This is a genomic window from Paracoccus everestensis (genome assembly GCF_021491915.1).
Classification (GTDB): Bacteria; Pseudomonadota; Alphaproteobacteria; order Rhodobacterales; family Rhodobacteraceae; genus Paracoccus; species Paracoccus everestensis.
Window position 1 is genome coordinate 1157373 of record NZ_CP090836.1, and the last position, 23352, is coordinate 1180724.

Annotated in this window: 24 protein-coding genes and 2 tRNA genes; 13 read left to right on the plus strand and 13 right to left on the minus strand. The window is 65.5% G+C overall.

Translation table 11 applies throughout. The features are described from left to right. Positions 1–146: 146 nt before the first annotated feature. A complete protein-coding gene (locus tag LZ585_RS05715; protein WP_234855452.1) occupies positions 147–986 on the plus strand; it encodes a hypothetical protein in 840 nt (279 codons plus the stop codon). On the opposite strand, the gene LZ585_RS05720 is transcribed toward LZ585_RS05715, so the two are convergent. Beyond that, positions 983–2653: a formate--tetrahydrofolate ligase gene (locus tag LZ585_RS05720; RefSeq protein WP_234855453.1), complete on the minus strand. Its 1671-nt coding sequence runs from the start codon at positions 2651–2653 to the stop codon at positions 983–985. The two genes, LZ585_RS05715 and LZ585_RS05720, sit on opposite strands and share 4 nt — an antisense overlap. A 69-nt stretch (positions 2654–2722) precedes the next feature. Beyond that, entirely contained in the window at positions 2723–3310 is a 588-nt protein-coding gene (locus LZ585_RS05725; RefSeq protein ID WP_234855454.1) for a uracil-DNA glycosylase family protein, read from the minus strand. 157 nt (positions 3311–3467) lie between these two features. Here LZ585_RS05725 and LZ585_RS05730 point away from each other — a divergent pair, with 157 nt between their 5' ends. Genes LZ585_RS05730 through kdsA form a run of 4 tightly spaced genes read left to right on the plus strand, consistent with a single transcriptional unit; the run spans position 3468 to position 6667 of the window. Beyond that, entirely contained in the window at positions 3468–4121 is a 654-nt protein-coding gene (locus LZ585_RS05730; protein WP_234855455.1) for an ABC transporter ATP-binding protein, read from the plus strand. Continuing rightward, complete coding sequence (locus LZ585_RS05735) at positions 4105–4956, plus strand: hypothetical protein (protein WP_234855456.1); 852 nt, start codon at positions 4105–4107, stop codon at positions 4954–4956. The genes LZ585_RS05730 and LZ585_RS05735 overlap by 17 nt, the downstream gene beginning before the upstream one ends. A 14-nt stretch (positions 4957–4970) precedes the next feature. Then, the gene (locus LZ585_RS05740) at positions 4971–5828 is read left to right on the plus strand and encodes a hypothetical protein (RefSeq protein WP_234855457.1); all 858 of its coding nucleotides are present in this window, start codon (positions 4971–4973) and stop codon (positions 5826–5828) included. Then, positions 5825–6667, plus strand: coding sequence for a 3-deoxy-8-phosphooctulonate synthase (gene kdsA, locus LZ585_RS05745; protein ID WP_234855458.1), 843 nt, complete (start codon positions 5825–5827; stop codon positions 6665–6667). Before LZ585_RS05740 ends, kdsA begins: the two co-directional genes overlap by 4 nt. Here kdsA and LZ585_RS05750 read toward each other — a convergent pair. Further along, positions 6664–7839, minus strand: coding sequence for a BaiN/RdsA family NAD(P)/FAD-dependent oxidoreductase (locus tag LZ585_RS05750; RefSeq protein WP_234855459.1), 1176 nt, complete (start codon positions 7837–7839; stop codon positions 6664–6666). The genes kdsA and LZ585_RS05750 overlap by 4 nt on opposite strands. A gap of 95 nt (positions 7840–7934) precedes the next feature. Here LZ585_RS05750 and LZ585_RS05755 point away from each other — a divergent pair. Beyond that, a tRNA-Gln gene (locus tag LZ585_RS05755) sits at positions 7935–8009 on the plus strand. Between the two features lie 18 nt (positions 8010–8027). On the opposite strand, the gene ade is transcribed toward LZ585_RS05755, so the two are convergent. The 5 genes from ade to LZ585_RS05780 form a co-directional block, all read right to left on the minus strand. Next, the gene (gene ade / locus LZ585_RS05760) at positions 8028–9722 is read right to left on the minus strand and encodes an adenine deaminase (protein WP_234855460.1); all 1695 of its coding nucleotides are present in this window, start codon (positions 9720–9722) and stop codon (positions 8028–8030) included. A gap of 66 nt (positions 9723–9788) precedes the next feature. Further along, positions 9789–9865 (minus strand) — tRNA-Arg (locus tag LZ585_RS05765). Positions 9866–9926: 61 nt separating this feature from the next. Beyond that, a complete protein-coding gene (locus LZ585_RS05770; RefSeq protein ID WP_234855461.1) occupies positions 9927–10949 on the minus strand; it encodes a hypothetical protein in 1023 nt (340 codons plus the stop codon). A gap of 87 nt (positions 10950–11036) precedes the next feature. Then, positions 11037–11945, minus strand: coding sequence for an RNA polymerase sigma factor RpoH (gene rpoH, locus LZ585_RS05775; protein ID WP_234855462.1), 909 nt, complete (start codon positions 11943–11945; stop codon positions 11037–11039). Positions 11946–12088: 143 nt separating this feature from the next. Beyond that, a complete protein-coding gene (locus LZ585_RS05780; RefSeq protein WP_234855463.1) occupies positions 12089–13111 on the minus strand; it encodes an RluA family pseudouridine synthase in 1023 nt (340 codons plus the stop codon). On the opposite strand from LZ585_RS05780, the gene LZ585_RS05785 reads away from it, so the two are divergent. Then, on the plus strand, positions 13110–13415 hold the full coding sequence (locus LZ585_RS05785; protein ID WP_234855464.1) for a DUF6476 family protein: 306 nt from the start codon (positions 13110–13112) through the stop codon (positions 13413–13415). The two genes, LZ585_RS05780 and LZ585_RS05785, sit on opposite strands and share 2 nt — an antisense overlap. On the opposite strand, the gene LZ585_RS05790 is transcribed toward LZ585_RS05785, so the two are convergent. Continuing rightward, positions 13406–13654: an accessory factor UbiK family protein gene (locus LZ585_RS05790; protein ID WP_234855465.1), complete on the minus strand. Its 249-nt coding sequence runs from the start codon at positions 13652–13654 to the stop codon at positions 13406–13408. The genes LZ585_RS05785 and LZ585_RS05790 overlap by 10 nt on opposite strands. A 161-nt stretch (positions 13655–13815) precedes the next feature. On the opposite strand from LZ585_RS05790, the gene lgt reads away from it, so the two are divergent. From lgt to dacB, 5 genes are read left to right on the plus strand one after another with little or no spacing between them, the layout of a single operon-like run. Then, positions 13816–14703: a prolipoprotein diacylglyceryl transferase gene (gene lgt / locus LZ585_RS05795; RefSeq protein ID WP_234855466.1), complete on the plus strand. Its 888-nt coding sequence runs from the start codon at positions 13816–13818 to the stop codon at positions 14701–14703. Next, on the plus strand, positions 14700–15758 hold the full coding sequence (locus tag LZ585_RS05800; protein ID WP_234855467.1) for a class I SAM-dependent methyltransferase: 1059 nt from the start codon (positions 14700–14702) through the stop codon (positions 15756–15758). The genes lgt and LZ585_RS05800 overlap by 4 nt, the downstream gene beginning before the upstream one ends. Continuing rightward, on the plus strand, positions 15742–16506 hold the full coding sequence (gene pgeF / locus LZ585_RS05805; RefSeq protein WP_234855468.1) for a peptidoglycan editing factor PgeF: 765 nt from the start codon (positions 15742–15744) through the stop codon (positions 16504–16506). The genes LZ585_RS05800 and pgeF overlap by 17 nt, the downstream gene beginning before the upstream one ends. After that, on the plus strand, positions 16506–17108 hold the full coding sequence (locus LZ585_RS05810) for a nicotinate-nucleotide adenylyltransferase (protein ID WP_256445662.1): 603 nt from the start codon (positions 16506–16508) through the stop codon (positions 17106–17108). Before pgeF ends, LZ585_RS05810 begins: the two co-directional genes overlap by 1 nt. Beyond that, the gene (dacB, locus tag LZ585_RS05815; protein WP_234855470.1) at positions 17105–18481 is read left to right on the plus strand and encodes a D-alanyl-D-alanine carboxypeptidase/D-alanyl-D-alanine endopeptidase; all 1377 of its coding nucleotides are present in this window, start codon (positions 17105–17107) and stop codon (positions 18479–18481) included. The genes LZ585_RS05810 and dacB overlap by 4 nt, the downstream gene beginning before the upstream one ends. Here dacB and LZ585_RS05820 read toward each other — a convergent pair whose 3' ends face one another. Then, positions 18482–18904: a tellurite resistance TerB family protein gene (locus tag LZ585_RS05820; protein WP_234855471.1), complete on the minus strand. Its 423-nt coding sequence runs from the start codon at positions 18902–18904 to the stop codon at positions 18482–18484. It lies immediately after the preceding gene. A 93-nt stretch (positions 18905–18997) separates the two neighbouring features. Between LZ585_RS05820 and LZ585_RS05825 the strand changes: the two genes are divergently transcribed. Continuing rightward, positions 18998–20581 carry a lysine--tRNA ligase gene (locus tag LZ585_RS05825; RefSeq protein WP_234855472.1) on the plus strand — a complete coding sequence of 528 codons (1584 nt, stop codon included), beginning with the start codon at positions 18998–19000 and terminating at the stop codon, positions 20579–20581. On the opposite strand, the gene recR is transcribed toward LZ585_RS05825, so the two are convergent. From recR to LZ585_RS05840, 3 genes are read right to left on the minus strand one after another with little or no spacing between them, the layout of a single operon-like run. Further along, positions 20578–21177, minus strand: coding sequence for a recombination mediator RecR (gene recR / locus LZ585_RS05830; RefSeq protein ID WP_234855473.1), 600 nt, complete (start codon positions 21175–21177; stop codon positions 20578–20580). The two genes, LZ585_RS05825 and recR, sit on opposite strands and share 4 nt — an antisense overlap. A 3-nt stretch (positions 21178–21180) precedes the next feature. After that, positions 21181–21525, minus strand: coding sequence for a YbaB/EbfC family nucleoid-associated protein (locus LZ585_RS05835; protein ID WP_234855474.1), 345 nt, complete (start codon positions 21523–21525; stop codon positions 21181–21183). Between the two features lie 3 nt (positions 21526–21528). After that, positions 21529–23301 carry a DNA polymerase III subunit gamma/tau gene (locus tag LZ585_RS05840; protein WP_234855475.1) on the minus strand — a complete coding sequence of 591 codons (1773 nt, stop codon included), beginning with the start codon at positions 23299–23301 and terminating at the stop codon, positions 21529–21531. Positions 23302–23352 lie beyond the last annotated feature (51 nt).

The window sequence follows — 23352 nt, forward strand, 5'->3', positions numbered from 1 at the left end:
GTGGCTTGCGTCATTTGCCGGAAAAAACATACACGACCTTTTCAACACATTTTAGGCAACAACCTCGCCTGCTCATACTCAGAATTATTGCCAAACTCTTAATCGGGGTTTCTAATCTGTGAACCAGTTCCGGGAGGAGTGCGCTCATGCCCTACGATTTTGCCTATAGCCAGTTATTGACGCTGATCGCCGCGCGCAGCCAGCAATGGCTGCGCAATCAGATTGACCTGATGCCCCAGGACGCGATCTCCGATGCGCAGATCGACGATGTGGCCGAGATTGCGGTTGCCGCACATATCTGCACCGGCCTGCGGGGGACCGAGGCGCCATTACAGGCTTTTATCCGAAGCCGATCCACACCGGAATTTACTGATCTGTTTATGGCGAGGTTTCAATCCGGTAAGGCAATCCGCGCCTATTTGGGCACGGCTGTGTTACGATGTCTTTCGCCTGACCGCCTGGATTGGGTCGAGGCATCCGACGCGCTTGACGTTGCCGATCGGCTGGCGCTAACGGATATGCCGGACGCGGCCCTGCTTGCTGCGGCCGAGGCGGTCTTGCGCCGTCCGATCCCCGAGGAACGGCTGGATGACCAAACTGTCGAATCCTATGCCAGCCTTCTTGCCCTGTGTTATCGCTTTGGGGCCGAGCGGCCTCGTTTCTCTGACCCGCGCGCCTATGGCGACGCCTTTGCCAACTGCCTGCGGTTCGCCGACTGGGCAGAGCGCAACGGCAGGCTGGTTCCTCTGGTACAGACGATCTTCTGCCTGTGCCTAATCGACCCGGATCACGATGTGATGCCCCTGTTGGCCGATGTGATCGCAAGCCAGAGGCCGGACGGCTCGTTCCCGGCCCGCATCGGTTTCGGGACCGCCGACCAGGACGGCACGGCACTGCGATCGACGCTGGCCACTGTTGTCGCGTTGCACATGGTGATCCATCGGCGCTGGCGCACACCGCAGCCCAGCGTGCCCATGGCGGCCTAGAACAGTCCTTCGATTTGTCCCATGTCGTTGAGGCCGATGGTTTCGGCTGCGGGATGGCGTGGCAGGCCGGGCATGGTCATGATCTGGCCGCAGATGGCCACCACGAAGCCTGCGCCGGCGTTCAGCCGCACTTCCCGGACCGGGATGACGTGGCCTTCGGGGGCGCCGCGCAGGTCGGGATCGGTCGAGAAGGAATACTGGGTCTTGGCGATGCAGACGGGTAGGTGGCCGTGTCCCTCGGCCTCCCATGTCTCCAGCTGGGCGCGGATGCCGGGCAGGGCCTCGACATGGGCGGCGCGGTGGATGCGGGTGCAGATCGTCTCGATCTTCTGCCACAAGGGCATCGAGTCGGGATAAAGCGTGTGGAAGTCGGCCTCGCCGCCCTCCACCAGATCGACGACCTGGCGGGCCAGTTCCTCGGCCCCGGCCCCGCCCTGGGCCCAATGCCGGCACAGGATCGCCCTTGTGCCGTGGCGGCTGCAATAGTCCTGCAGGGCGGCGATCTCGGCCGGGGTGTCGCCCGCGAAGTGGTTGACGGCGACCACCAGCGGCAGTCCGAAGCCGCGCAGGTTCTCGATATGGCGGCCCAGGTTGGCGCAGCCCCGCACCACGGCGCCCACGTCCTCGGTCCCCAGACGGTCCTTGGCCACGCCGCCGTTCATCTTCAGCGCGCGGATCGTGGCCACCAGCACCACGGCGGCCGGGGACAGGCCCGCCAGGCGGCACTTGATGTCCAGGAACTTCTCGGCCCCCAGATCGGCGCCGAAGCCCGCCTCGGTCACGACATAGTCGGACAGGCGCAGGGCGGTGTCGGTGGCGATCACGCTGTTGCAGCCATGGGCGATGTTGGCGAAGGGTCCGCCATGGACCAGGGCCGGGTTGTTTTCCAGCGTCTGCACCAGGTTCGGCTGCAAGGCGTCGCGCAAGAGCACGGTCATGGCGCCGTCAGCCTTCAGGTCGCGGGCGGTCACGGGGCGCCGGTCGCGGGCATAGGCCACGACGATCCGGCCCAGGCGGGCGTGCAGGTCGTCCAGGTCGCGGGCCAGGCACAGGATCGCCATCACCTCGGAGGCGACGGTGATGTCAAAGCCGGTCTGGCGCGAGAACCCGTTCGACACGCCCCCCAGGCCCACCACGATGTCGCGTAGCGCGCGGTCGTTCATGTCCATCACGCGCCGCCAGGTGATGCGGCGGGTGTCGATGTCGAGGGCGTTGCCCCAGTAGATGTGGTTGTCGATCATCGCGGCCAGCAGGTTGTGGGCGGCCGTGATCGCGTGGAAGTCGCCGGTGAAATGGAGGTTCATCTCCTCCATGGGCACGATCTGGGCATGACCGCCGCCTGCCGCGCCGCCCTTCATGCCGAAGTTCGGGCCCAGGCTGGCCTCGCGGATGCAGACCGTGGTGCGCTTGCCGATGCGGTTCAGCGCGTCCCCCAGGCCCACGGTGGTGGTGGTCTTGCCCTCGCCCGCGGGGGTGGGGTTGATCGCGGTGACCAGCACCAGATGGCCGCGCGGGTTGGATGTCAGACCGTCCAGCGTCTGGTGGGATATCTTGGCCTTGTCGGGGCCGTATCGCAGGATGGCGTCATCGCCCAGGCCCAGCCGGGCGGCAATGTCGGCAATGGGCCGCTTGCGCGCGGCGCGGGCAATCTCAATGTCGGTCGGCATCGGACAGGGATGAAGGGGCTTGCCTGATCTGTCAACAGGCGCGCCACGTTCCCCGACCAAAGGCCGAGGTCAATCGTTGCGCGTCAGTTCCGCCCAGACGGCGGCGCGCAGGTCAGGCAGCAGATCGGTTTCAAACCAAGGGTTGCGGCGCAGCCAGCCGGTGTTGCGCCAGGACGGATGGGGCAGGGGAAAGACGCCGGGCGCATGATCCCGCCAGGACGCCACGGCCCCCGTCACATCGCGCAATCCCAGATGCCAGCGGATTGCATGGCCGCCCACCAGCAGCGTCAGCCGGGGCCGCAATTCCGCCAGGACACTTGCGCGCCAGGTCCGCGCACAAACCGGCGGCGGCGGCAGGTCCGATCCGCGCGCATCATAGCCGGGAAAGCAGAAAGCCATCGGCACGATGGCGACCCGGTCGCGGTCATAAAAGACGGATTCCCCGACCCCCATCCAGTCGCGCAGACGGTCGCCCGACCGGTCGGTAAAGGGACGCCCGCTGAGATGAACCCGCATTCCGGGTGCTTGTCCAACCACCAGAAGGCGCGCGTCAGACCGGAACCAGGTCACGGGCCGCGGTTCATGGGCCGTGGCAGTTGCGGCAAAACGCCCGGCACAAAGGCGGCAGTTCGAAATGGATTGTTCCAAGGGCGACATATCGAACAGATAGTGAAAATGCCGCGCGAATGAAGGGTGACAAACAAATATGGACCATGCATCAAAAAGGCGAAAACTGGACAGCGCACTCGCCTGGCCCTAGGGTCGCGGCGCCGGGTGATCCGGGGATGGGGCCGTGCGGCGGCGGGAATGGCAGATGCTGGAATTCGACAATGTCTCGAAGTCCTATTGGACGGGAACGCGGCGCAAGGTGATCCTCGACCGCGCCTCGTTCCGGGTCGAGCTTGGCAATTCGCTGGGCATCCTGGCCCCGAACGGCACCGGCAAGACGACGCTGATCAACATGATGTGCGGGCTGGAAAAACCCGATGAAGGAACGATCCGGCGCGGCTGCCGCATCTCGTTCCCCTTGGGCTTCATGGGGGGCGTGGTCACAAAGCATTCGGCCAACGAAAACGCCCGCTATATCGCCCGCATCTATGGCCTGGATCCCGATTATGTGTCCGCCTTCACGCGGTGGCTGACGGATATCGACGAATATTTCGATATGCCGGTCGGCACCTACTCCGCCGGGATGCGTCAACGGTTCACCTTTTCCCTGTTGCTGGCCCTGGAGTTCGACATCTATCTGATCGACGAGGGGATGCCGCAGACCACCGATGTGGAGTTCAATCGCAAGGCGGGCGCGGTGCTGTATGACCGCCTGAAAACCGCGACCGTGGTGATCGTGTCGCACCAGCCCGCCACGATCGAGAAATTCTGTCGATCCGCCGCCATCCTTCGGGACGGGCGGCTGTATCATTTCGAATCCCTTGCTGAGGCTAAACAGTATTATGACTACACCGCCTAAGGTCCGCCGCTATCACGCCTCGGTTTCGGAATCGGTGCGCCCCGCCGAAGGCGAGGGGCAGCCGTCAGCTGCCGACATCCGCATCACCGTCCGCAAGCGGGCAGCAGAGCCTAATCCCTTGCCGCCGGACAGCGAACGCGAGCGCTTCATGCGGACCGATCCGGTGGATGACGGGCTGTCCCATATTGGACCGGGCCAAGCGAAGGCGCCTGCATCGGGCGAACTGGACGCGCAGCTTGACCTGATCCGCAAGGAAAACCTGTCCGAACGCCAGTTGCGCATTGCCCGCCGCATCGCCACCCTGCATCAGATCACCGTCGCATCCGACGAGGAAGCTGTCCTGCGCCTGCGCCAGCGCGGCATCGACCCGTCGCATCGCGCGGCCCTGGGCCAGATCCTGTCCAGCGAGGGAAGTCGCGCGCAGGCAAGACCCGCGGCGAACATACCCGCGATCATGCCGCGCAACCAGACCGCCCCGGTTTCCCCGCCCGGCACCCAGGTCGCCGCGCCGCGTCCCGATCTTCCCGCCCGAGAGGTTCTGACCGAGGAAAAGCGCGCGGTCGAGATTTTCCGCATCCAGCAGGACATCGCCCGTCGCAGACGTCGGCGGATGGTCATGCTGGCCCTGCGCCTGCTGGCCTTTGTCATTCTTCCGACCGCCTTGGCGGGATGGTATTATTTCGGGGTCGCGACACCGCTTTATGCCACTGATTCCCAGTTCCGCATCCAGTCCGCGGAAGGTCAGGGCGGATCGGCGGCGGGGGGTCTGGGGGGCTGCTGGGCGGATCGCAACTGGCCACGAACACCGATTCCGTCGCCGTTCAAAGCTATCTGACCTCGCGTGATGCGATGCTGCGGCTGGACGGGGACAAGGGCTTCAAGGCTGCTTTCCAGGATCCCGCCATCGACCCCATCAAGCGCCTTGCCCCCGATGCCACGAACGAGGCGGCCTTCGATCTGTATCAGAAATCCGTGAAGATCGGCTATGATCCCACCGAAGGCATGATCGACATGGAGGTGATCGCCCCCGATCCGCAACAAAGCCAGGAATTTTCCCTGGCGCTGATCGCCTATGCCGAGGAACAGGTGGACCAGATGACCTCGCGGCTGCGCGACGACCAGATGGAAGGCGCCATTGCCATCTATCAGGATGCCGAGGCCAAGGTGTTGGCCGCCCAGCGTCGCGTCCAGGAATTGCAGCAAACCTTGGGCGTGCTGGATCCGGTGGCGGAAGGCACGGTTGTGATGAACCAGGTTTCCGCCCTGGAAACGCAACTGGCGACCAAGCGGCTGGAACTGGGACAGCTTCTGTCGAACCCCCAGCCCCTGCAAAGCCGCGTCGGCGCGGTCCGCGGCGACATCGCCCGCTTGCAGGAAATGATCGCCCAGACCCGGCAGCAACTGACCCAAGGGGGCGAGGATCGCAATTCCCTGGCGCTGATCTCGGGCGAGTTGCGCATCGCCGAAAGCGATCTGCTGACCCGGCAGGAACTGCTGGCAACTGCGGCCGCGCAGATGGAGGCTGCCCGCATCGAGGCCAACAAGCAGGTTCGTTACCTGTCGCTGTCCGTGGCCCCCGTCGCCCCGGACGAAGCGACCTATCCCAAGGCCTTTCAGAATACGCTGGTGGCCTTTCTGATCTTTTCGGGTATCTATCTGATGCTGTCGCTGACGGCATCCATCCTTCGCGAACAGGTATCCACATGACCTTGCCCAAGCATATCCGCATCCGCGACCTGTCCTGCGGCAACGATCTGCCGCTGGTGGTGATCGCCGGGCCTTGCCAGCTGGAAACGCTGGATCATGCCTTGATGATCGGGGAACGGATGGCAGAGGCCTGCAGGCGTGCCGGGGCGGGCTTTGTCTTCAAGGCCAGCTATGACAAGGCCAACCGCACTTCGCTGTCGGGACGGCGCGGCGTCGGGATAGACGAAGGGCTGGAGATTCTGGCCACCTTGCGCGACCGGCTGGGCTGCCCGGTGCTGACCGATGTGCATGATGCCGAACAGGCGATCCGGGCGGCGCAAGTCGTGGACGTGATCCAGATTCCGGCCTTTCTGTCGCGCCAGACCGACCTGCTGCTGACGGCCGGCAAGACCGGCGCGGTCGTCAACATCAAGAAAGGGCAGTTCCTGGCCCCTTGGGACATGGCGAACGTCGCCGACAAGGTCGCCTCGACCGGGAACGACAACATCCTGCTGACCGAGCGCGGGGTCAGCTTCGGCTATAACACCCTGGTCGCGGATATGCGGTCGCTGCCGATCATGGCCCGGACCGGCTATCCGGTGATCATGGATGCGACCCATTCCGTGCAGCAGCCGGGCGGGCAGGGTGGATCGTCGGGCGGTCAACGGGAATTTGCCCCGGTCATGGCGCGGGCAGCGGTGGCATTGGGCGTGGCGGGCGTGTTCATCGAAACGCACGAGGATCCCGATTGCGCGCCATCCGACGGGCCGAACATGATCCCGCTGGACCGGATGCCTGCGCTGATCGGATCGCTGATGTCCTTCGACCGGCTGGCAAAGGCCGATCCGGTGACGGGCTAATCCGTGCGGCCTGCGGCATCCGCCGATGCCCAGGCCCATTGAAAGTTGTATCCCCCCAGCCAGCCCGTCACATCGACGCATTCCCCGATGAAGAACAGCCCCGGCACCTTGCGGGCCTGCATCGTGCGGGCGTCCAGATCGCGCGTATCGACGCCGCCCAGCGTCACCTCGGCCGTGCGATAGCCCTCGGTTCCGACGGGGCGGACCTGCCAGCGGTTCACCCGCGCGCCGATCGCATCCAGCCGGGTGTTCGGCTGATCGGCCAACCGCGCCTGCGCCACCCCCATCTCGTCGCAGATCGCAGCCGCAAGCCGGGCAGGCAGCATACGCCCCAGGACCGAGGCCACGGAAACCCGGCCCCCTTCGGACCGCGCGGCCCTCAAAGCCGACGCAATGTCTTGCCCGGGGGACAGGTCGATCTGCAAACTTTCCCCCGCCCGCCAGAAGCTGGAGATTTGCAGGATCACCGGCCCGCTGAGGCCGCGATGCGTGAACAGCAGCGCGTCGCGGAACCGGCCGCCGTTATGGCGGATCTCGGCCTCGACCGAGACACCGGCAAGCGGACGGCACAGGGCCAGTTCCTGTTCGGCGAACGTCAGCGGCACCAGCCCCGCCCTGCTCTCCACCAAGCGCAACCCAAACTGCGCCGCGATGTCATAGGCGATGCCCGTCGCGCCCATCTTGGGGATCGACTTGCCCCCCGTCGCCACCACCAGCCTTGCTGTATGGATCGCCCCGCCCGCCGTATCCACGACAAACCCGGTGCCGTCATGGCGAACCGACAGCGGGGCGCACCGCATCCGCAGATCGGCGCCCGCCATCCGGTCCAGCAGCATCCGGGTGATCTGCGTGGCCTTGCCGTCGCAGAACAATTGCCCTTGGGTCTTTTCATGCCAGGCGATCCCCGCCCGATCCACCAGCCGGACGAAGTCGGGGGCAGTAAAGCGCGCCAAGGCACTGGCCGCGAATCGCGGGTTCTGCGACAGGAACCGGTCCGGCGCAGTCGCCATGTTGGTGAAATTGCAGCGACCGCCGCCCGAAATGCGAATCTTCTCTCCAGGATCGGGGGCATGATCCAGTACCATCACGCGCCGTCCCGGCCGCAGGGCGGACCCCGCGCAGAACAACCCTGCCGCCCCCGCGCCTAATATCAGAAGATCCACCTGTTCCATTCCGGGCGGCATAAAGCGCGTTTACCGGACAGGCAAGTTTCGCGAATTTTCGACTTGCACCCCCGCGCGGGCTTGGCTATTCACCCGCTCACAGTTGGGGCGTGGCCAAGTGGTAAGGCATCGGTTTTTGGTACCGTGTACCGTAGGTTCGAATCCTACCGCCCCAGCCAACATCATCCAAGGTATTGTTACCCTGCGATAATCTCGAACCGGGTCACGTCGATCATTCCCCGGTCGGTGATCTTTAGCGCGGGAATGACGGGCAGGGCCAGGAAGGCCAGTTGCAGGAAGGGTTCTTCCAGCACGACGCCCAGGATCTTGGCCGCGTCGCGCAGCACCATCAGCCGGTCGCGCACGGACTCGAATGGTTCAAGGCTCATCAACCCTGCGACAGGCAAGGGCAGTTCGGCCAGGATACGGCCCGCCTCCGCCACGACAAAGCCGCCTTCGATCTGCGACAGGCGGTTCACGGCCAAGGCCATGTCATCGTAATCGGCGCCGACGGCGGCGATGTTGTGATGGTCGTGGCACACGGTCGATGCGATGGCACCGCGCCGGATGCCAAAGCCCTGGACAAAGCCCGTGGCGATGTTTCCGTTCCTGCCATGCCGTTCGATCACGGCGATGCGGGCCAGGTCGCGGGCAAGGTCGGGGCGCTTGTCGCCATCCTGGGGCGTGATGTCATGGGTCAGGTGGGCGGTGATGATCTTGCCTTCGATGATGCCGATCACCGGGGTCTCGCTGCGGGTTCCGGCGCAGCGGAAATCCTGCGCCCGGACCGGCGGCGCCTTGACCAAGGCGCGGCCTACCGGAGCCAGCGGCCTTCGCCCGGCAAAGGCCGCATCATCCACGACCCGCCCGCCGCACAGCACCATCCGCGCCCGGCAGCTTTCCAGATTGTCCACAGCCACGATATCGGCGCGCAGTCCGGGGGCGATCAGTCCGCGATCCTTCAGCCCAAAGGCCTCGGCCGCCGACAGGGAGGCCGCGCGATAGACCGCCAGCACCGGGCTGCCAAGCCGGATCAATTCGCGGATCATGTGGTCCAGATGGCCCTGTTCGGCGATGTCCAGCGGGTTCCGGTCATCCGTGCAAAGGCACATATAGGGCGCCGTCACGTCCGCCAGGACTGGCTGGAGTGCCACCAGATCCTTGCTGACGGATCCTTCGCGGATCAGGACGCGCATTCCCTTGCGCAGCTTTTCCAGCGCCTCCTCGGCCGTCGTTGCCTCGTGTTCCGTGCGGATGCCTGCCGCGACATAAGCCGACAGGTCGTGGCCCGTCAGTTGCGGGCAATGACCGTCGATATGGCCGCCCGCGAACAGCCGCAGCTTGGCCAGGGCGGCGGGGTCGCGATGGATCACGCCGGGATAGTTCATGAATTCCGCCAGCCCGATGGCCGACGTATGGCCCATGACGGTACGCAGATCGGCGGCCTCGATCCGGGCCCCCGATGTTTCCATGTCGGTCGAGGGCACGCAGGACGACAACTGCACGCGCAGGTCCATCAACAGGCATTCGCTCGCCTGCTGAAACCAGCGGATGCCGTCCAGGCCGATGACATTGGCGATCTCGTGCGGGTCGCAAATGGCGGTGGTGATCCCGCGCGGGGTCACGCAGCGGTCGAATTCATGGGGCGTGACCAGACTGCTTTCGACGTGAAGATGCGTATCGATGAACCCTGGCACCAGGGTCAGCCCCGCCACGTCGATCACCCGGCGGCCGTCATAGCCGCCGATCCCCGCGATCCGGTCGCCGCAGATTGCCACATCGCCCGATATCATCGTGCCGGTGATCAGATCGAAGACCTGTCCGCCCCGCAGCACCAGATCGGCGGGTTCATCGCCACGCGCCTGCGCAATGCGCCGTTCCAGATCGTCCATGATGCCTCCGTTCGTTCGGGCCAAAAGACCTGACGGAACAAGCAACGTCCAGAGGCGAAGGTAAAATGGTGCACCCGAAGGGATTCGAACCCCTGGCCTCTGCCTTCGGAGGGCAGCGCTCTATCCAGCTGAGCTACGGGTGCCTTGGGGTGTGAATAACCGCAGCAGGGGCGGGGCGCAACGGCGAAAACGATGCGTCGGGCGTCAGCCTGCGCAGATCTGTTGCAGCGCCAGCCATTGTTCGTCGGTCAGCAAGGGGCGGGCAGGGGCTGCGGTGCGAAACGGATCGCCCTCGACCAGGGGCAGGACCGATTGCCCCGTCGGGTCAATGGTGCGGGCATAGGGTTCGGCCGGAATGCCGTGGTCGGCCAAGGCTGCCAGCAAGTCGGCGTCATCGGGGCGCGGCACGGGGTTCAGCAGCAGCGCCGCACCGAAACCGCGCATCGCGTCTTGCGGAAGGTGGCCAAGCGTCATCAGCCGCAAGGAGGCCAGAAACCCCGCATGACGGGCAGCGGCGTCGCGCAGGCCTTCGTCCGCCGTGGCAAGACGTGCGGCAATCAGATGGGCAGCCGCAGCCTCTGGCCCGGGGGCGGTGCGCAGCAGGTCGCTGCCGATCACATATATGTCCCCCGGAAGACGGCGCGCGCCACCCAGGGGGCCGGGAACGACCCGAATGGCCGCGTCCGGACCAAGCAGCTGCGGGGCAAGCCAGTTCAGCACGGCCTGGCCCGATTCCCGCTGGCACACCGCGCCCGAGCCTTGTTCCAGATCGGCCAGGATCGCCCATCCCATGTCCCGGGCCTGGGCAGGGGGTGCGATGCGGGCGGCATGGACGACCAGTGCGCCCGGCAGCCAGAAGACCAGCCAGCCCAGCACGGCCAGAATCGCCAGCACCAGCAATCCGCTGCGCAGCCGCCCGGTATGGGCGCGGTGGCTGGCGACGGCGCCTTGGACGCGGGCAATCGCCGCGATCATCAGGGGATCGTCGATGGCGACCGTTTCATCGGTCCCGGCCGCACCGGGCGCATAGACCGCAGGCAGAGCGCCGGGGTTCAACTGGAACACGGCGGGCAGGGACCAATGCGACAAGGGCCGGTCGGTGCTGGGATCGGACAGGATCAGCGTTGCATCGCCCAGGGATACGATCACTTCGCGCAATGGCGCATCGGGCGCTGAGCGCCACGAGCCTTGGGCTTCGAGCCGTTGAAAATCCGTAAGCGCGGTCATGTTGTCTGATCTGCCAGCCTGCCCCCGAACCATAGCGGGCGCGCCCGGCGGGTTCAATCGTGCCCGCCGGTCAAGGCGCGGCCAGGATCACATCGCCGTGTCGGGCACCTTCATGCCCTTGTCGCGGGCCAGAACGCGCATCCGGTCCTGCAGCTTTTCAAAGGCGCGAACCTCGATCTGCCGGATGCGTTCGCGCGACACCTCGTATCGCGCCGACAGATCCTCCAGCGTCAGGGGATCGTCGCGCAACCGGCGTTCCATCAGGATGTCCTTTTCCCGGTCGTTCAGCACATCCATGGCCTGCACCAGCATCTGGCGGCGGGTGTCCAGTTCCTCGGACTCCGCGAAGGCCTCGGCCTGGTTGGCGTCCTCGTCTTCCAGCCAGTCCTGCCATTGGGATGCGGAATCCCCCTCTCCGCTGCCTACCGTGGCGTTCAGCGACGCGTCCCCGCCAGACAGGCGGCGGTTCATGTCGATGACTTCCTTTTCCGTCACGTTCAGGTCGCTGGCGATCTGGGCCACGTTTTCAGGCCGCAAATCGCCTTCCTCAAGCGCGCCGATCTTGGACTTGGCCTTGCGCAGGTTGAAGAACAGCTTTTTCTGCGCGCTTGTCGTGCCCATCTTTACCAGTGACCAGGACCGCAGGATATACTCCTGAATCGAGGCCCGGATCCACCACATGGCATAGGTCGCCAGCCGGAAGCCCCGTTCGGGATCGAATCGCTTGACTGCCTGCATCAGGCCGACATTCGCCTCGGATATGACTTCGGCCTGCGGCAGGCCATAGCCGCGATAGCCCATGGCGATCTTGGCGGCCAGCCGCAGGTGAGACGTGACCATCCGGTGCGCGGCCTCGCTGTCCTGATGGTCGGCCCAAGCCTTGGCAAGCATGTATTCTTCTTCCGGCTGCAACAGCGGAAATTTGCGGATTTCCTGCAAATATCGGTTCAGCCCTTGTTCAGGGCTAGGGGCGGGAAGGTTTCCGTAATTCGCCATGGTTCTAGCCTTTCGCAACTATTCGGGGAACGCCGCCTGCAAGTGCAGGGTTCCGGGTGGTGGGATCAACCCCGGAAGGCGCTTTCGGTATCATTCTGATTCAAAATCCTGAACGGGACAGCAACAGCGCTTTCACGTTTCTGTCAGGGTATGGCGCGCAAGCGGTCCAGCAACGCCTGGATATCGGGCGGCAGGGGACTGTCGAACGCCAGGGGATCGCCCGTGACCGGATGATCAAAGCCCAGATGCGCCGCGTGCAGCGCCTGCCGCCGGAAATCCGATATTGCCTGGGCAGCAGCCCCCAGCGACTTGACCGAGGCGCGCCGCGCGCCGCCATAGACCGGATCGCCGATCAGCCCCAGGCCTGCATGGGCCATGTGGACGCGGATTTGATGGGTCCGCCCCGTTTCCAACCGGCATTCCACCAGCATCGCGGATGGGGGGGTGCCAAAGGCCTCGATCATCCGCGCCCGCGTCACCGCATGGCGCCCCTTGTCGAAATAGACCGCCTGCCGCTGACGGTCCGTCGCATGGCGGGTCAGTCGCGAGGTGATCTTCAACACCGCGCCGTCTTCGAAGCTTACGCCCGGCGTGCCGCGCAGACGGGCATCGGCACCGTCGATGACGCCATGGGCAAGCGCCAGGTATCGGCGCTGGGCGGTATGCGCCTCGAACTGGGCGGCAAGGCCGTGATGGGCACGATCCGATTTCGCAACGACCAGCAGGCCCGACGTGTCCTTGTCTATCCGGTGGACGATTCCGGGGCGCTTCTCTCCTCCGATACCCGACAGCGTGTCGCCGCAATGGGCCAGCAGGGCGTTGACCAATGTGCCATTGGGCGATCCGGGCGCGGGATGGACAACCATGCCCGCAGGCTTGTCGATGACGATCAGGTCTTCGTCCTCATAGGCGATAACAAGGAGAATCGCCTCGGGACGTGTCTCGACAGGTTCGGGATCGGGAACGGTGATCAGGTAATCCTGCCCCTCGGCCACGCGGGCCTTGCCGTCGCGCACGATGCCGCCCGGGCCGCTGACCGCGCCCTCGGCGATCAGGCGGGACAGGCGGGACCGCGACAGGGCCGCTGCCTCTGGCACCGCCAGTGCAAGCGCCTTATCAAGCCGGTCGGGCGGATTGGCCGGAATGGTTACCACAAGGTTCGACATGGATCACGATGATAGCGACTGGAAACGGGCGGTGAAAGCGGTGCCGGAACTGCGGCTGCTTCGGGGGTTGGTGACGGGGCTGGCCCTGGTGATGGGCCTGGGCATGATCGCAATCGTTGCGCTGTTGTGGCTGCGCCTGGGGCAGCCGACGCTGCCTGACCTGCCCGAAGGCATGGTGCTGCCCGACGGCGCGCAGGCCCAGGCCGTAACCTTTGCCCGCGACTGGATCGTGGTCGTGACCGACGCGGGCGAGGTCTTGCTGTATGACCGCAGCGGCGCGCTGCGCGACCGCGTTCAGCCCTGACGGCCTGCCTGCATTGCGTCCAACCGTGCCTTGAGTTCGGCATTCTCGGTCCGCGCCTTGATGGCCATTTCGCGCACGGCCTCGAACTCCTCTCGGGTCACGAAGTCGCGATCTGCCAGCCAACGGTCAATCCAGCCTTTCATGGCTGTCTCCGCCTCGGACTTGGCGCCGTGGGCCACGCCCATGGCGTTGGTCATCAGCTTCGAGATGTCGTCAAAGAACTTGTTTTGCGTGGTCATTTGGCCTTGGCCCCTGATGCGTGCTTGGCGTCCTATATGGGCCGGGTGGCGTCGGGGTTCAATGCGGTGGCCGTGGCAATCGGGAAATGTCGTGCGACGGGGCGCAGGTTGACACCGGGCCCCCGCGGACTAGCGTGCGCCCGTCAACGCGCCGAGGCCCCATGATCCCTTTCCCCGACATCTCGCCCGAGATTTTCACCATCCACCTGGGCGGGCTGACATTGTCGCTGCGGTGGTATGCCCTGGCCTATCTGGCAGGGCTTCTGATCGGCTGGCGGATCATCATCGCCATGATGCGCCGCGATGGGCTGTGGGGCGACCGCGCGCCGATGCGGGCCGACCGGGTGGACGATCTGCTGACCTGGGTGATTTTGGGGGTTGTTCTGGGCGGGCGGCTGGGCTTCGTGCTGTTCTATGAACCCGGATACTACCTGTCCAACCCCACCGAGATCCTGAAGGTCTGGCAAGGCGGGATGAGCTTCCATGGCGGTTTCGCGGGGGTAATCCTGGCAACCTGGGCGTTCTGCCGCGCGAACGGCATCCCGCCTTTGCGGCTGGCGGATGCGATGGCAGTCGTCGCCCCCATCGGCATCTTTTTCGGCCGCATCGCCAATTTCATCAATGCCGAATTGTGGGGCCGTCCCACCGGCCTGCCCTGGGGCGTGATCTTCCCGGGCGAGGCGGCGCAGGCTTGCGCCGGCGTGGCCGGTCCCTGCGCCCGCCACCCCAGCCAGCTTTACGAGGCGGGGCTTGAAGGGTTGCTTCTGGGCCTGATCCTGTTCGCCCTGGTCCGGACAGGGGGCTTGCGCCGTCCGGGCCTGGCCTTCGGGGTCTTTCTGGCCGGATACGGGCTGGCGCGGATGTTCGTTGAACTGTTCCGCCTGGCCGACCCGCAATTCATCACGCCGGACAATCCGCTGGGCCATGTGATCGGCGGGCCGGTGGTCGGCCTGACCATGGGCCAGGTTCTGTCGCTGCCGATGGTGCTGATCGGACTGGTCCTGATCCTGCGCGCCGTGCGCCGTCCGAGGGTGGCCGTCCCAGGATGACGCCGCTGGCTGAAATTATAGCGGGACGCATCCGGGCGACGGGGCCGATCACTCTGGCCGATTACATGGAAATCTGCCTGCTGCACCCGCGATACGGTTACTATGCCACCCGCGATCCCTTTGGCGTCCAGGGCGATTTCACCACAGCGCCGGAAATCCACCAGATGTTCGGGGAACTGTGCGGCCTTGCGCTGGCGCAAGCCTGGATGGATCAGGGCTGTCCGGCGCCCATTGCCCTTGCCGAACCGGGACCGGGGCGAGGAACCCTCATGGCCGATATGCTGCGCGCGATCCGCAAGGCCCTCGGCATGACCGAGGCCGCCGAAGTCATGCTGATAGAGGCATCGCCGCATCTGCGGCAGATCCAGCGGGACAGGCTGGGAACAGTAACGCATCTCGACAGCGTCGAGGAGCTTCCCGATAAGCCGCTGTTCCTGATGGCGAACGAGTTCTTCGATGCCCTGCCGATCCGGCAGTATCAGCGCGTATCCGGCGGCTGGGCTGAACGCATGGTCGGCCTGTCGGACGATGGCCTGCGCCTGGGCCTGGGCCCCGTGGTGGACCTGCCGCGCGAGGGCAAGCTTGGCGACGTGGTCGAGGAATGCCCTGCCGCCCCCGCCATGGTCGAGGCTATCGCCCGCCGCATCGCCGCCCATGGCGGGGCGGCGATCCTGGTCGATTATGGCGGCTGTAACGGATACGGCGACACCTTCCAGGCCTTGCGCAACCACGCGCCCGTGGATCCGATGGAGTGTCCGGGCAAGGCCGATCTGACAGCCCATGTCGATTTCGCCCCCTTGGCGGCGGCGGCGATCCGGGCGGGGGCCGTGGCGTCCCGTCCGGTTCGACAAGGCGACTGGCTGTTGTCGCTGGGCGCGGCGCAACGGGCGGAACGGCTGGCGGCGGCGGGGGACGCCGGCGCGATGACTGCGCTTCGGCGCTTGACCCACCCGGATGAAATGGGCCACTTGTTCAAGGCGATGGCCATCTGGCCGAAAGGGGCGCCCCCGGTGCCCGGATTTGACGCGCTGAGGCTTCATGCAGACAATGCTTGAGATCCTGACACATCCCCTGCTGCGCGGCGTGAAGCATGGGTTCTTCACCCGCAAGGGCGGGGCATCCTCGGGCCTGTTCTCGGGGCTGAACTGCGGCCGCCGGTCCACCGACCAGACCGAGATGGTGACCCTGAACCGCGCCCGCGTCGCCACCGCGATGGGCGTTCCTGCGGACGCGTTGGCGACCGTGAAACAGGTCCATTCGGCAGACGTGATCACGCTGGCCGAAGGGCACGACATCCCCACGGTGGCCAATACCGAGGCCGATGGGATTGTCACCACCCGGCGTGGCGTCGCGCTTGCCGTCCTGACCGCCGATTGCCAGCCGATCCTGCTGGCCGATGCGCAGGCGGGCGTGATCGGTGCCTGCCACGCAGGCTGGCGCGGTTCATTGGACGGCATCATCGAGGCGACGGTTGATGCGATGCGCGCCCTGGGGGCCACCCGGATCCGTGCCGTTATCGGTCCGACGATCAGCCAGCGCGCCTATGAGGTCGGTCCCGACTTCATGGACAGTTTTTTGGCCGAAGGCCCGGAACACGCGCGGTTTTTCAGCGGTGGCCCCAATGGGCGGCCGATGTTCGACCTGCCGTCCTTTGGCCTGATGCGTTTGCGGGATGCTGGGGTCGATGCGGAATGGTCCGGCCACTGCACCTATTCCAACCCGGACCGGTTCTTCAGCTATCGTCGCGCCACGCATGAAGGGCAGGTCGATTACGGACGGCTGATCTCGGCCATCACGCTTTGATCCGGGCGGGGCTTCCCCTGGCCCTGCGGGGGATGCGGGTCGGCCTGCTGGGGGGGTCGTTCGATCCCGCGCATCAAGGCCATGTCGCCATCACCCATGCCGCAATGCGGGCTTTTCGGCTGGACCGGGTCTGGTGGCTGGTGTCGCCCGGCAATCCCTTGAAGGCGCGCGGGCCTGCCGACATGACCCAACGCATTGCGCGGGCCAGGGGGATGCTGACCGATCCGCGTGTGATCGTGACCGGTATCGAACGGCACCTTGGCACGCGAAAGACGGCCGATACCATCGCGGCGCTGAAGCGGATCTATCCAGGCGTGCGCTTCGTCTGGTTGATGGGGTCCGACAATCTGGAACAGTTCCATCGCTGGGATCGTTGGCAAGTGATTGCAAAGGCCGTGCCCATCGGCGTCCTTGCCAGGCCAGGGACGCGGCTGTCCGCGCGCCATTCCATCGCAGCCCAGGTGATGCGCCCTTGGCGGCTGCCGCTGGCGCAGGCGGGATCCTTGGCTGCGCGCAGGCCGCCGGCCTGGGTGCAGGTGAACCTGCCGATGTCGGACCAGTCCTCGACCGCATTGCGGTTGGCGGAAGGAAAGCGTGCATGATGTTGTCGCGGCGCAGCCTTCTTGCGGGCCTCGCGGCCATGCCGCCCGCCTTGGCCCTGGCGCAGGGGCGTCCCCCCGCCAAGCCCGCCGTCCCGGCCCGCCGCGTTCTTGGCGCCGCCGGGTTGCCGGGAACCGTTGCCTTTGCCCTGCTGGATCCGAATGGCACGTTGGCCGATGCCGCCCTGGCAGGCGCGCCGATGATGCCCGCCAGCACGCTGAAGGCGGTGACTGCGCTTTATGCCCTGTCCCGGTTGGGCGCGGGGCACCGGTTCCGCACACGGATCATCAGGTCGGGCGATACCCTTGTCTTGGCCGGGGGCGGGGATCCGGTGCTGAGCACCGACGATCTGGCGCGCCTTGCAGGCGATCTTTCCGCCACCGGACAACCCGCGCCCGCGCGTTTCGCCGTCTGGGGCGGGGCATTGCCGCAGGTGGCCGAAATCGCACCGGATCAGGCCGACCACCTGGCCTATAACCCGGCACTGTCGGGAATGATCCTGAATTTCAACCGCGTGCATCTGGGGTGGCGGCAGGCGGGCGGCGCGGTGCAGATGTCGCTGGAAGCGCGGGGGGCGGCGCATTCCCCCCGCGCCTATACCATCACGGCGGCCCCCGGAAATCAGGACGATCTGTTTTCCTATCGCTCGGACATGGACCGCGAAAGCTGGACCATCGCCCGTTCGGCCCTTGCCCGACCAGGCAGCCGCTGGCTGCCGGTGCGCAAGCCGGAACTGTATGCGGGCGACGTGTTCCAGACGCTGTGCCGCGCCAAGGGCCTGGTCCTGCCCACGCCCGAGGTCATTGCAGACCTGCCCCAGGGACAGGTGGTGGCCAGCCATTCCAGCCCGCCGCTGGACGACATCCTGCGCGGGATGCTGCGTTTCTCGACCAACCTGACGGCCGAGGTGGTGGGCCTGCACGCCAGTGGGGCGCGTGATCCCGCAGGCTCGGCCCAGGCAATGCGGGCCTGGCTGGGCACGCAAGGGCAGGGGACGGACTTCATCCTGGCCGATCATTCCGGCCTGTCGTCCGACAGCCGGGTCACGGCGCAGGGCATGGCGCGGCTGCTGGCCGGACCGGGCCTTGCGGCGGGCCTGCCGGATCTGCTGAAACCCGATCCGCTGGACGATGATCTGGGCAAGGGCGCGACCGAACCGGGGGCTGTCCGGGCCAAGACCGGAACGCTGAACTTTGTGTCGAACCTGGCGGGATATGTCCGGGGGGCGGACGGCGTGCCCCGCGCCTTTTCGATCCTGTGCGCCGATGCGCCCCGGCAAACCGCGACGGCGGGGCAGGAATTGCCGCCCGGCGTGCTGACCTGGACCCGCGATGCGAAACGGCTGCAAGGCGACATCCTGAACGGCTGGACCTGACTATAGCACCCGGTGGCGCACCTGCGCCGACAGCTCGATGGCGGCGGCGTGCAGGCGGGGGATGTTCAGTTGGTGGCGGATCTCGGCCAGCATGGCGACCTCGCCTTCATACAGCTGCCCATCCGCCGCGCCCACGTCGCACGCCAGGGCATAGGCGGTTTCATACAGCTTTTCCGGCAACGCGGCCCGGACAAGACCGAAAAGGGCGTCGATGCCTTCCTCGTCCTCGAACAGGGTCATGACCGTCTGGCTGATTGCCCGGATGCGGTCGGCGTCGTATTCTGCAAAGACAGGCGCGTGATCGACACTGCGCTGGATGGCCACCAGTTCCGAGGTGCGATAGGTCTGGTCAGATGCCAGCATGGCCACCATCACCGCCACCAAGGCATCGCAGGGCGAGAACGAGGGCAGTTCGGTAATCATGGCGCATCCTTTGGGGTCGGGGTTTGGCGCAAATTATTGACGATTCAACCTGCTTTCAATAAGGCGTCATATCTTGCCAAAGGAGAAGACGCGATGACCACCCTGCGCGACGCCGCAATGCAATCGAAGGCCTGGCCGTTCGAGGAGGCGCGCCGGGTGCTGAAACGTTATGAAAAGAAGGATCCCGCCAAGGGCTATGTCCTGTTCGAGACGGGCTATGGACCGTCCGGCCTGCCGCATATCGGCACCTTTGGCGAAGTCGCGCGCACGACGATGATCCGCCGCGCGTTCCAGATGATCAGCGACATCCCCACGCGTCTGTTCTGCTTTTCCGACGACATGGACGGGATGCGCAAGGTGCCCGAAAATGTCCCGAACCAGGATATGCTGCGCCAGCATTTGCAGGAACCGCTGACCACCGTGCCCGATCCCTTCGGCGAATACGACAGCTTCGGCGCCCACAACAACGCCATGCTGCGCCGCTTCCTGGACACCTTTGGCTTCGAATACGAATTCATCAGCGCGACCGAATTCTATAAATCCGGCCAGTTCGACGACACGCTGCTGCTGGCGGCCGAACGCTATGACGCGATCATGGGGGTGATGCTGGCCAGCCTGCGCGAGGAACGCCAGCAGACCTATAGCTGCTTCCTGCCGATCAGCCCGAAGACCGGCAAGGTGCTGTACGTGCCGATCAAGCACGTGGACGCCAAAAACGGCACCATCACCTTTGACGACGAGGACGGGCATGAACTGACCCTGCCGGTCACGGGCGGGCAGGTGAAGCTGCAATGGAAGCCCGATTTCGGCGCCCGTTGGGCCGCGCTGGATGTCGATTTCGAGATGTATGGCAAGGACCATTCGACCAACACGCCGATCTATGACGGCATCTGCGAGATCCTGGGCGGCCGCAAGCCGGAACACTTCACCTATGAACTGTTCCTGGACCAGGACGGCCAGAAGATCAGCAAGTCCAAGGGCAACGGGCTGTCCATCGACGAATGGCTGACCTATGCGGCAACCGAAAGCCTGTCCTATTTCATGTATCAGAAGCCGAAGACGGCCAAGCGGATGTATTTCGACGTCATCCCCAAGGCTGTGGACGAATACCACCAGCAGCTGCGCGCCTATCCTGACCAGAACCCGGACCAGCAGCTTGCGAACCCGGTCTGGCACATCCATGGCGGCGAGGTGCCTGCATCCGACATGGTTGTTCCGTTTCAGATGCTGTTGAACCTTGCCTCGGTCGCGGGGGCCAAGGACAAGGACGGCTTGTGGGGCTTCATCCGCCGCTATGCGCCTGACGCTTCGCCCGAAACGCATCCGGGGCTGGACCAGGCGGCAGGTTTTGCGGTGCGCTATTTCACGGATTTCGTGGCGCCGACCCGTCAGTTCCGCGCGCCCAGCGACATCGAACGCCGCGCCATGGAGGATCTGGCCGGTCGTCTGGCCGCCTGGAACCAGCCGGCGGATGCCGAGGCCTTGCAATCCATGGTCTTCGCCATCGGCAAGGACCACGGATTCGAGCCGCTGAAGGATTGGTTCAGTGCGTTGTACCAGGTGCTCCTGGGGGCCGACCAGGGACCGCGTTTCGGCGGGTTCATCGCGCTCTATGGCATCGACGAGACACGTGCGCTGATCGAAAAGGCCCTGGCGGGGGAACTGGTGGCGGCTTAAAGCCGCCGCCGGGCGCGCAGCGCCGCGCTGATCGTCCCGTCGTCGAGATAGTCCAGTTCCCCGCCGATGGGCACGCCTTGCGCCAGAACGGTGACGGCTGCGCCGGAATCGCCCAAGGCATCGGCGATGTAATGCGCGGTCGTCTGGCCATCCACGGTGGCGTTCAGAGCCAGGATCACCTCGCGGATCTTCTCGCGATCCACGCGGTCGATCAGGGCGGGGATGCCCAGGTCGTCGGGGCCGACTTCATCAAGGGCCGACAAGGTGCCGCCCAGGACGTGATAGCGTCCGCCAAAGGCCCGGCCGCGTTCCATCGCCCACAGGTCTGCGACATCCTGCACCACGCAAATCTCTCCGGTCGCGCGGGCAGGGTCGGCGCAGATCGCGCATTCGTCGCGGTCGGTGATGTTGCCGCAGGTGACGCATTCGCGGGAATTGATCGCCACCCGGTCCAGAAGCCCCGCCAGTTGCGACATCTGCCCGCTGCGCTTGCGGATCAGGTGCAGAACGATGCGGCGGGCGGACCGGGGGCCAAGCCCCGGCAGCCGCGCCATCAACCCGACAAGCGCCTGAATGTCGTCGCTGCCTTCAGCCATGATTCAGAACGGCAGCTTCATGTCGGCGGGCAGGCCCATATCCTGGGTGATGCGGGCCATTTCCGCCTGCATCCTGTCCTGCGCCTTGCGCTGCGCGTCCTTGATGGCGGCCAGGATCAAATCCTCGACCACCTCTTTCTCGGATGGGACGAAGATCGACGGGTCGATCTCCAACGCCGTCAGATCGCCTTTGGCAGTGGCCGTCGCGCGGACCAGGCCCGCGCCGGATTCGCCCGTCACGGTGATGGTGTCCAGGCTGGCCTGCATCTGCTGCATCCGGTCCTGCATATCCTTTGCGGCCTTCATCATCTTGGCCATGTCGCCAAAGCCGCCCAAGCCCTTGATCATCGCTTATTCCTCATCCTCGAAGGGATCCCATTCCTCGACCTCGGCCACCGGGCCTTGGGTCAGTTCGTGCGGGTTCACCGCATCCTCGGCAAGATCGGCAGATTCGACCGCGACGGGCGCATGGCGCACCTGCTTCAGCGTCGCGCCCGGAAAGGCGGCAAGCACCTGCTGCACGATGGGCAGTTGCAGAGCGCGGACCTCGCGCTCCCGCTGCTCTGCCGCTTGTTGTTCGGCAATCGTCGGCGCGCCGCCTTCGTTCGTGACGGTGACGGCCCAGCGTTGCCCGCCCGTCCAGCCGCGCAGGCGTTCGGCCAGTTTCTGCGCCAGATCGCGCGGGGCATCGCCGCGCGGCTCGAATTCGATCCGTCCGGGGCTGTAGCGGACCAGGCCCACATGACGTTCCACCTGAACCAGCAGCAGCATATCGCCCATCCGGCGGATCAACTCCATCACGGACGCAAAGTCGGGCCAGGCCGCGAAGGCATCGGGGCTGATCGCAAGCGCCGTTGCCGCGCCCGACCGCTGCGCGATGACCGGCGCGGGACGCGCGGCCCGAGGCGCCTGCGATGGTGCCGCAGGGGCGGCAGACCGCGTGAAATCGCCCGCAGCCTGCGCCTGCTGGACGCGCCGGATCAGCGCCTCGGGGTCGGGCAGGTCGGCCACATGGGTCAGGCGGATGATCGCCATTTCAGCTGCCATCATCGCATTCGGGGCGGCGGACACCTCCTCCAGCGCTTTCAGCAACATCTGCCACAGCCGTGTCAGCACCCGCATCGCCAGCTTGTCGGCCAGTTCCTTGCCGCGTACCCGTTCGTCGGGGGCGATGGTCGGATCCTCGCCTGCGTCCGGCGTGATCTTTACCACCGAAATCCAGTGGGTGATTTCCGCCAGGTCACGCAGCACGGCCATGGGGTCGGCACCATCGGAATATTGCGACTGCAGTTCCGTCAGGGCGGATGCCGCGTCGCCGCGCAGGATCATCTCGAACAGGTCGATGACGCGGCCCCGGTCGGCAAGGCCCAGCATCGCGCGGACCTGTTCGGCGGTGGTTTCGCCCGCGCCGTGGCTGATCGCCTGGTCCAGCAGGCTGGTCGCGTCGCGGGCGCTGCCTTCGGCGGCACGGGTAATCAGCGCAAGGGCATCGTCGGTGATCTGCGCGCCCTCGGCACCGGCGATGCGGCGCAGAAGGGCGATCATCACCTCGGGCTCGATCCGGCGCAGGTCGAAACGCTGGCAGCGCGACAGGACGGTGACCGGAACCTTGCGTATTTCCGTTGTCGCAAAGATGAATTTCACATGGGGTGGCGGTTCTTCCAGCGTCTTCAACAGCGCGTTGAAGGCATTGGTGGACAGCATGTGAACTTCGTCGATGATATAGATTTTGTACCGTGCAGAAGCCGCGCGGTAATGCACGCTTTCGATGATCTCGCGGATATCGCCAACACCGGTGCGCGATGCCGCGTCCATTTCCAGCACGTCGACATGGCGGCCTTCGCTGATCGCCACGCAATGTTCGCAAACCCCGCAGGGTTCGGTCGTGGGACCACCTTGGCCGTCGGGACCGACGCAGTTCATACCCTTGGCGATGATTCGCGCCGTGGTGGTCTTGCCGGTGCCCCGGATGCCCGTCATCACAAAGGCCTGCGCGATCCGGTCGGCGGCAAAGGCGTTCTTCAGCGTGCGCACCATCGCATCCTGGCCGACCAGGTCGGCAAAGGTTTCGGGCCGGTACTTGCGGGCCAGAACCTGATAGGCAGGCGCTGCGTCTTGGGGCATCTTGGGGTCCGTCAGAGGGTCAGGGCGAACCTAGTCGCTGGCTCCTTGCGC

Bases quoted from the DNA above. Each gene is read 5' to 3' on its own strand.
- LZ585_RS05715 (WP_234855452.1), top strand. From the start codon at position 147: ATGCCCTACGATTTTGCCTATAGCCAGTTATTGACGCTGATCGCCGCG.
- LZ585_RS05720 (WP_234855453.1), bottom strand. From the start codon at position 2,653: ATGCCGACCGACATTGAGATTGCCCGCGCCGCGCGCAAGCGGCCCATT.
- LZ585_RS05725 (WP_234855454.1), bottom strand. From the start codon at position 3,310: ATGTCGCCCTTGGAACAATCCATTTCGAACTGCCGCCTTTGTGCCGGG.
- LZ585_RS05730 (WP_234855455.1), top strand. From the start codon at position 3,468: ATGCTGGAATTCGACAATGTCTCGAAGTCCTATTGGACGGGAACGCGG.
- LZ585_RS05735 (WP_234855456.1), top strand. From the start codon at position 4,105: ATGACTACACCGCCTAAGGTCCGCCGCTATCACGCCTCGGTTTCGGAA.
- LZ585_RS05740 (WP_234855457.1), top strand. From the start codon at position 4,971: ATGCTGCGGCTGGACGGGGACAAGGGCTTCAAGGCTGCTTTCCAGGAT.
- kdsA (WP_234855458.1), top strand. From the start codon at position 5,825: ATGACCTTGCCCAAGCATATCCGCATCCGCGACCTGTCCTGCGGCAAC.
- LZ585_RS05750 (WP_234855459.1), bottom strand. From the start codon at position 7,839: ATGGAACAGGTGGATCTTCTGATATTAGGCGCGGGGGCGGCAGGGTTG.
- ade (WP_234855460.1), bottom strand. From the start codon at position 9,722: ATGGACGATCTGGAACGGCGCATTGCGCAGGCGCGTGGCGATGAACCC.
- LZ585_RS05770 (WP_234855461.1), bottom strand. From the start codon at position 10,949: ATGACCGCGCTTACGGATTTTCAACGGCTCGAAGCCCAAGGCTCGTGG.
- rpoH (WP_234855462.1), bottom strand. From the start codon at position 11,945: ATGGCGAATTACGGAAACCTTCCCGCCCCTAGCCCTGAACAAGGGCTG.
- LZ585_RS05785 (WP_234855464.1), top strand. From the start codon at position 13,110: ATGGATCACGATGATAGCGACTGGAAACGGGCGGTGAAAGCGGTGCCG.
- LZ585_RS05780 (WP_234855463.1), bottom strand. From the start codon at position 13,111: ATGTCGAACCTTGTGGTAACCATTCCGGCCAATCCGCCCGACCGGCTT.
- LZ585_RS05790 (WP_234855465.1), bottom strand. From the start codon at position 13,654: ATGACCACGCAAAACAAGTTCTTTGACGACATCTCGAAGCTGATGACC.
- lgt (WP_234855466.1), top strand. From the start codon at position 13,816: ATGATCCCTTTCCCCGACATCTCGCCCGAGATTTTCACCATCCACCTG.
- LZ585_RS05800 (WP_234855467.1), top strand. From the start codon at position 14,700: ATGACGCCGCTGGCTGAAATTATAGCGGGACGCATCCGGGCGACGGGG.
- pgeF (WP_234855468.1), top strand. From the start codon at position 15,742: ATGCAGACAATGCTTGAGATCCTGACACATCCCCTGCTGCGCGGCGTG.
- dacB (WP_234855470.1), top strand. From the start codon at position 17,105: ATGATGTTGTCGCGGCGCAGCCTTCTTGCGGGCCTCGCGGCCATGCCG.
- LZ585_RS05820 (WP_234855471.1), bottom strand. From the start codon at position 18,904: ATGATTACCGAACTGCCCTCGTTCTCGCCCTGCGATGCCTTGGTGGCG.
- LZ585_RS05825 (WP_234855472.1), top strand. From the start codon at position 18,998: ATGACCACCCTGCGCGACGCCGCAATGCAATCGAAGGCCTGGCCGTTC.
- recR (WP_234855473.1), bottom strand. From the start codon at position 21,177: ATGGCTGAAGGCAGCGACGACATTCAGGCGCTTGTCGGGTTGATGGCG.
- LZ585_RS05835 (WP_234855474.1), bottom strand. From the start codon at position 21,525: ATGATCAAGGGCTTGGGCGGCTTTGGCGACATGGCCAAGATGATGAAG.
- LZ585_RS05840 (WP_234855475.1), bottom strand. From the start codon at position 23,301: ATGCCCCAAGACGCAGCGCCTGCCTATCAGGTTCTGGCCCGCAAGTAC.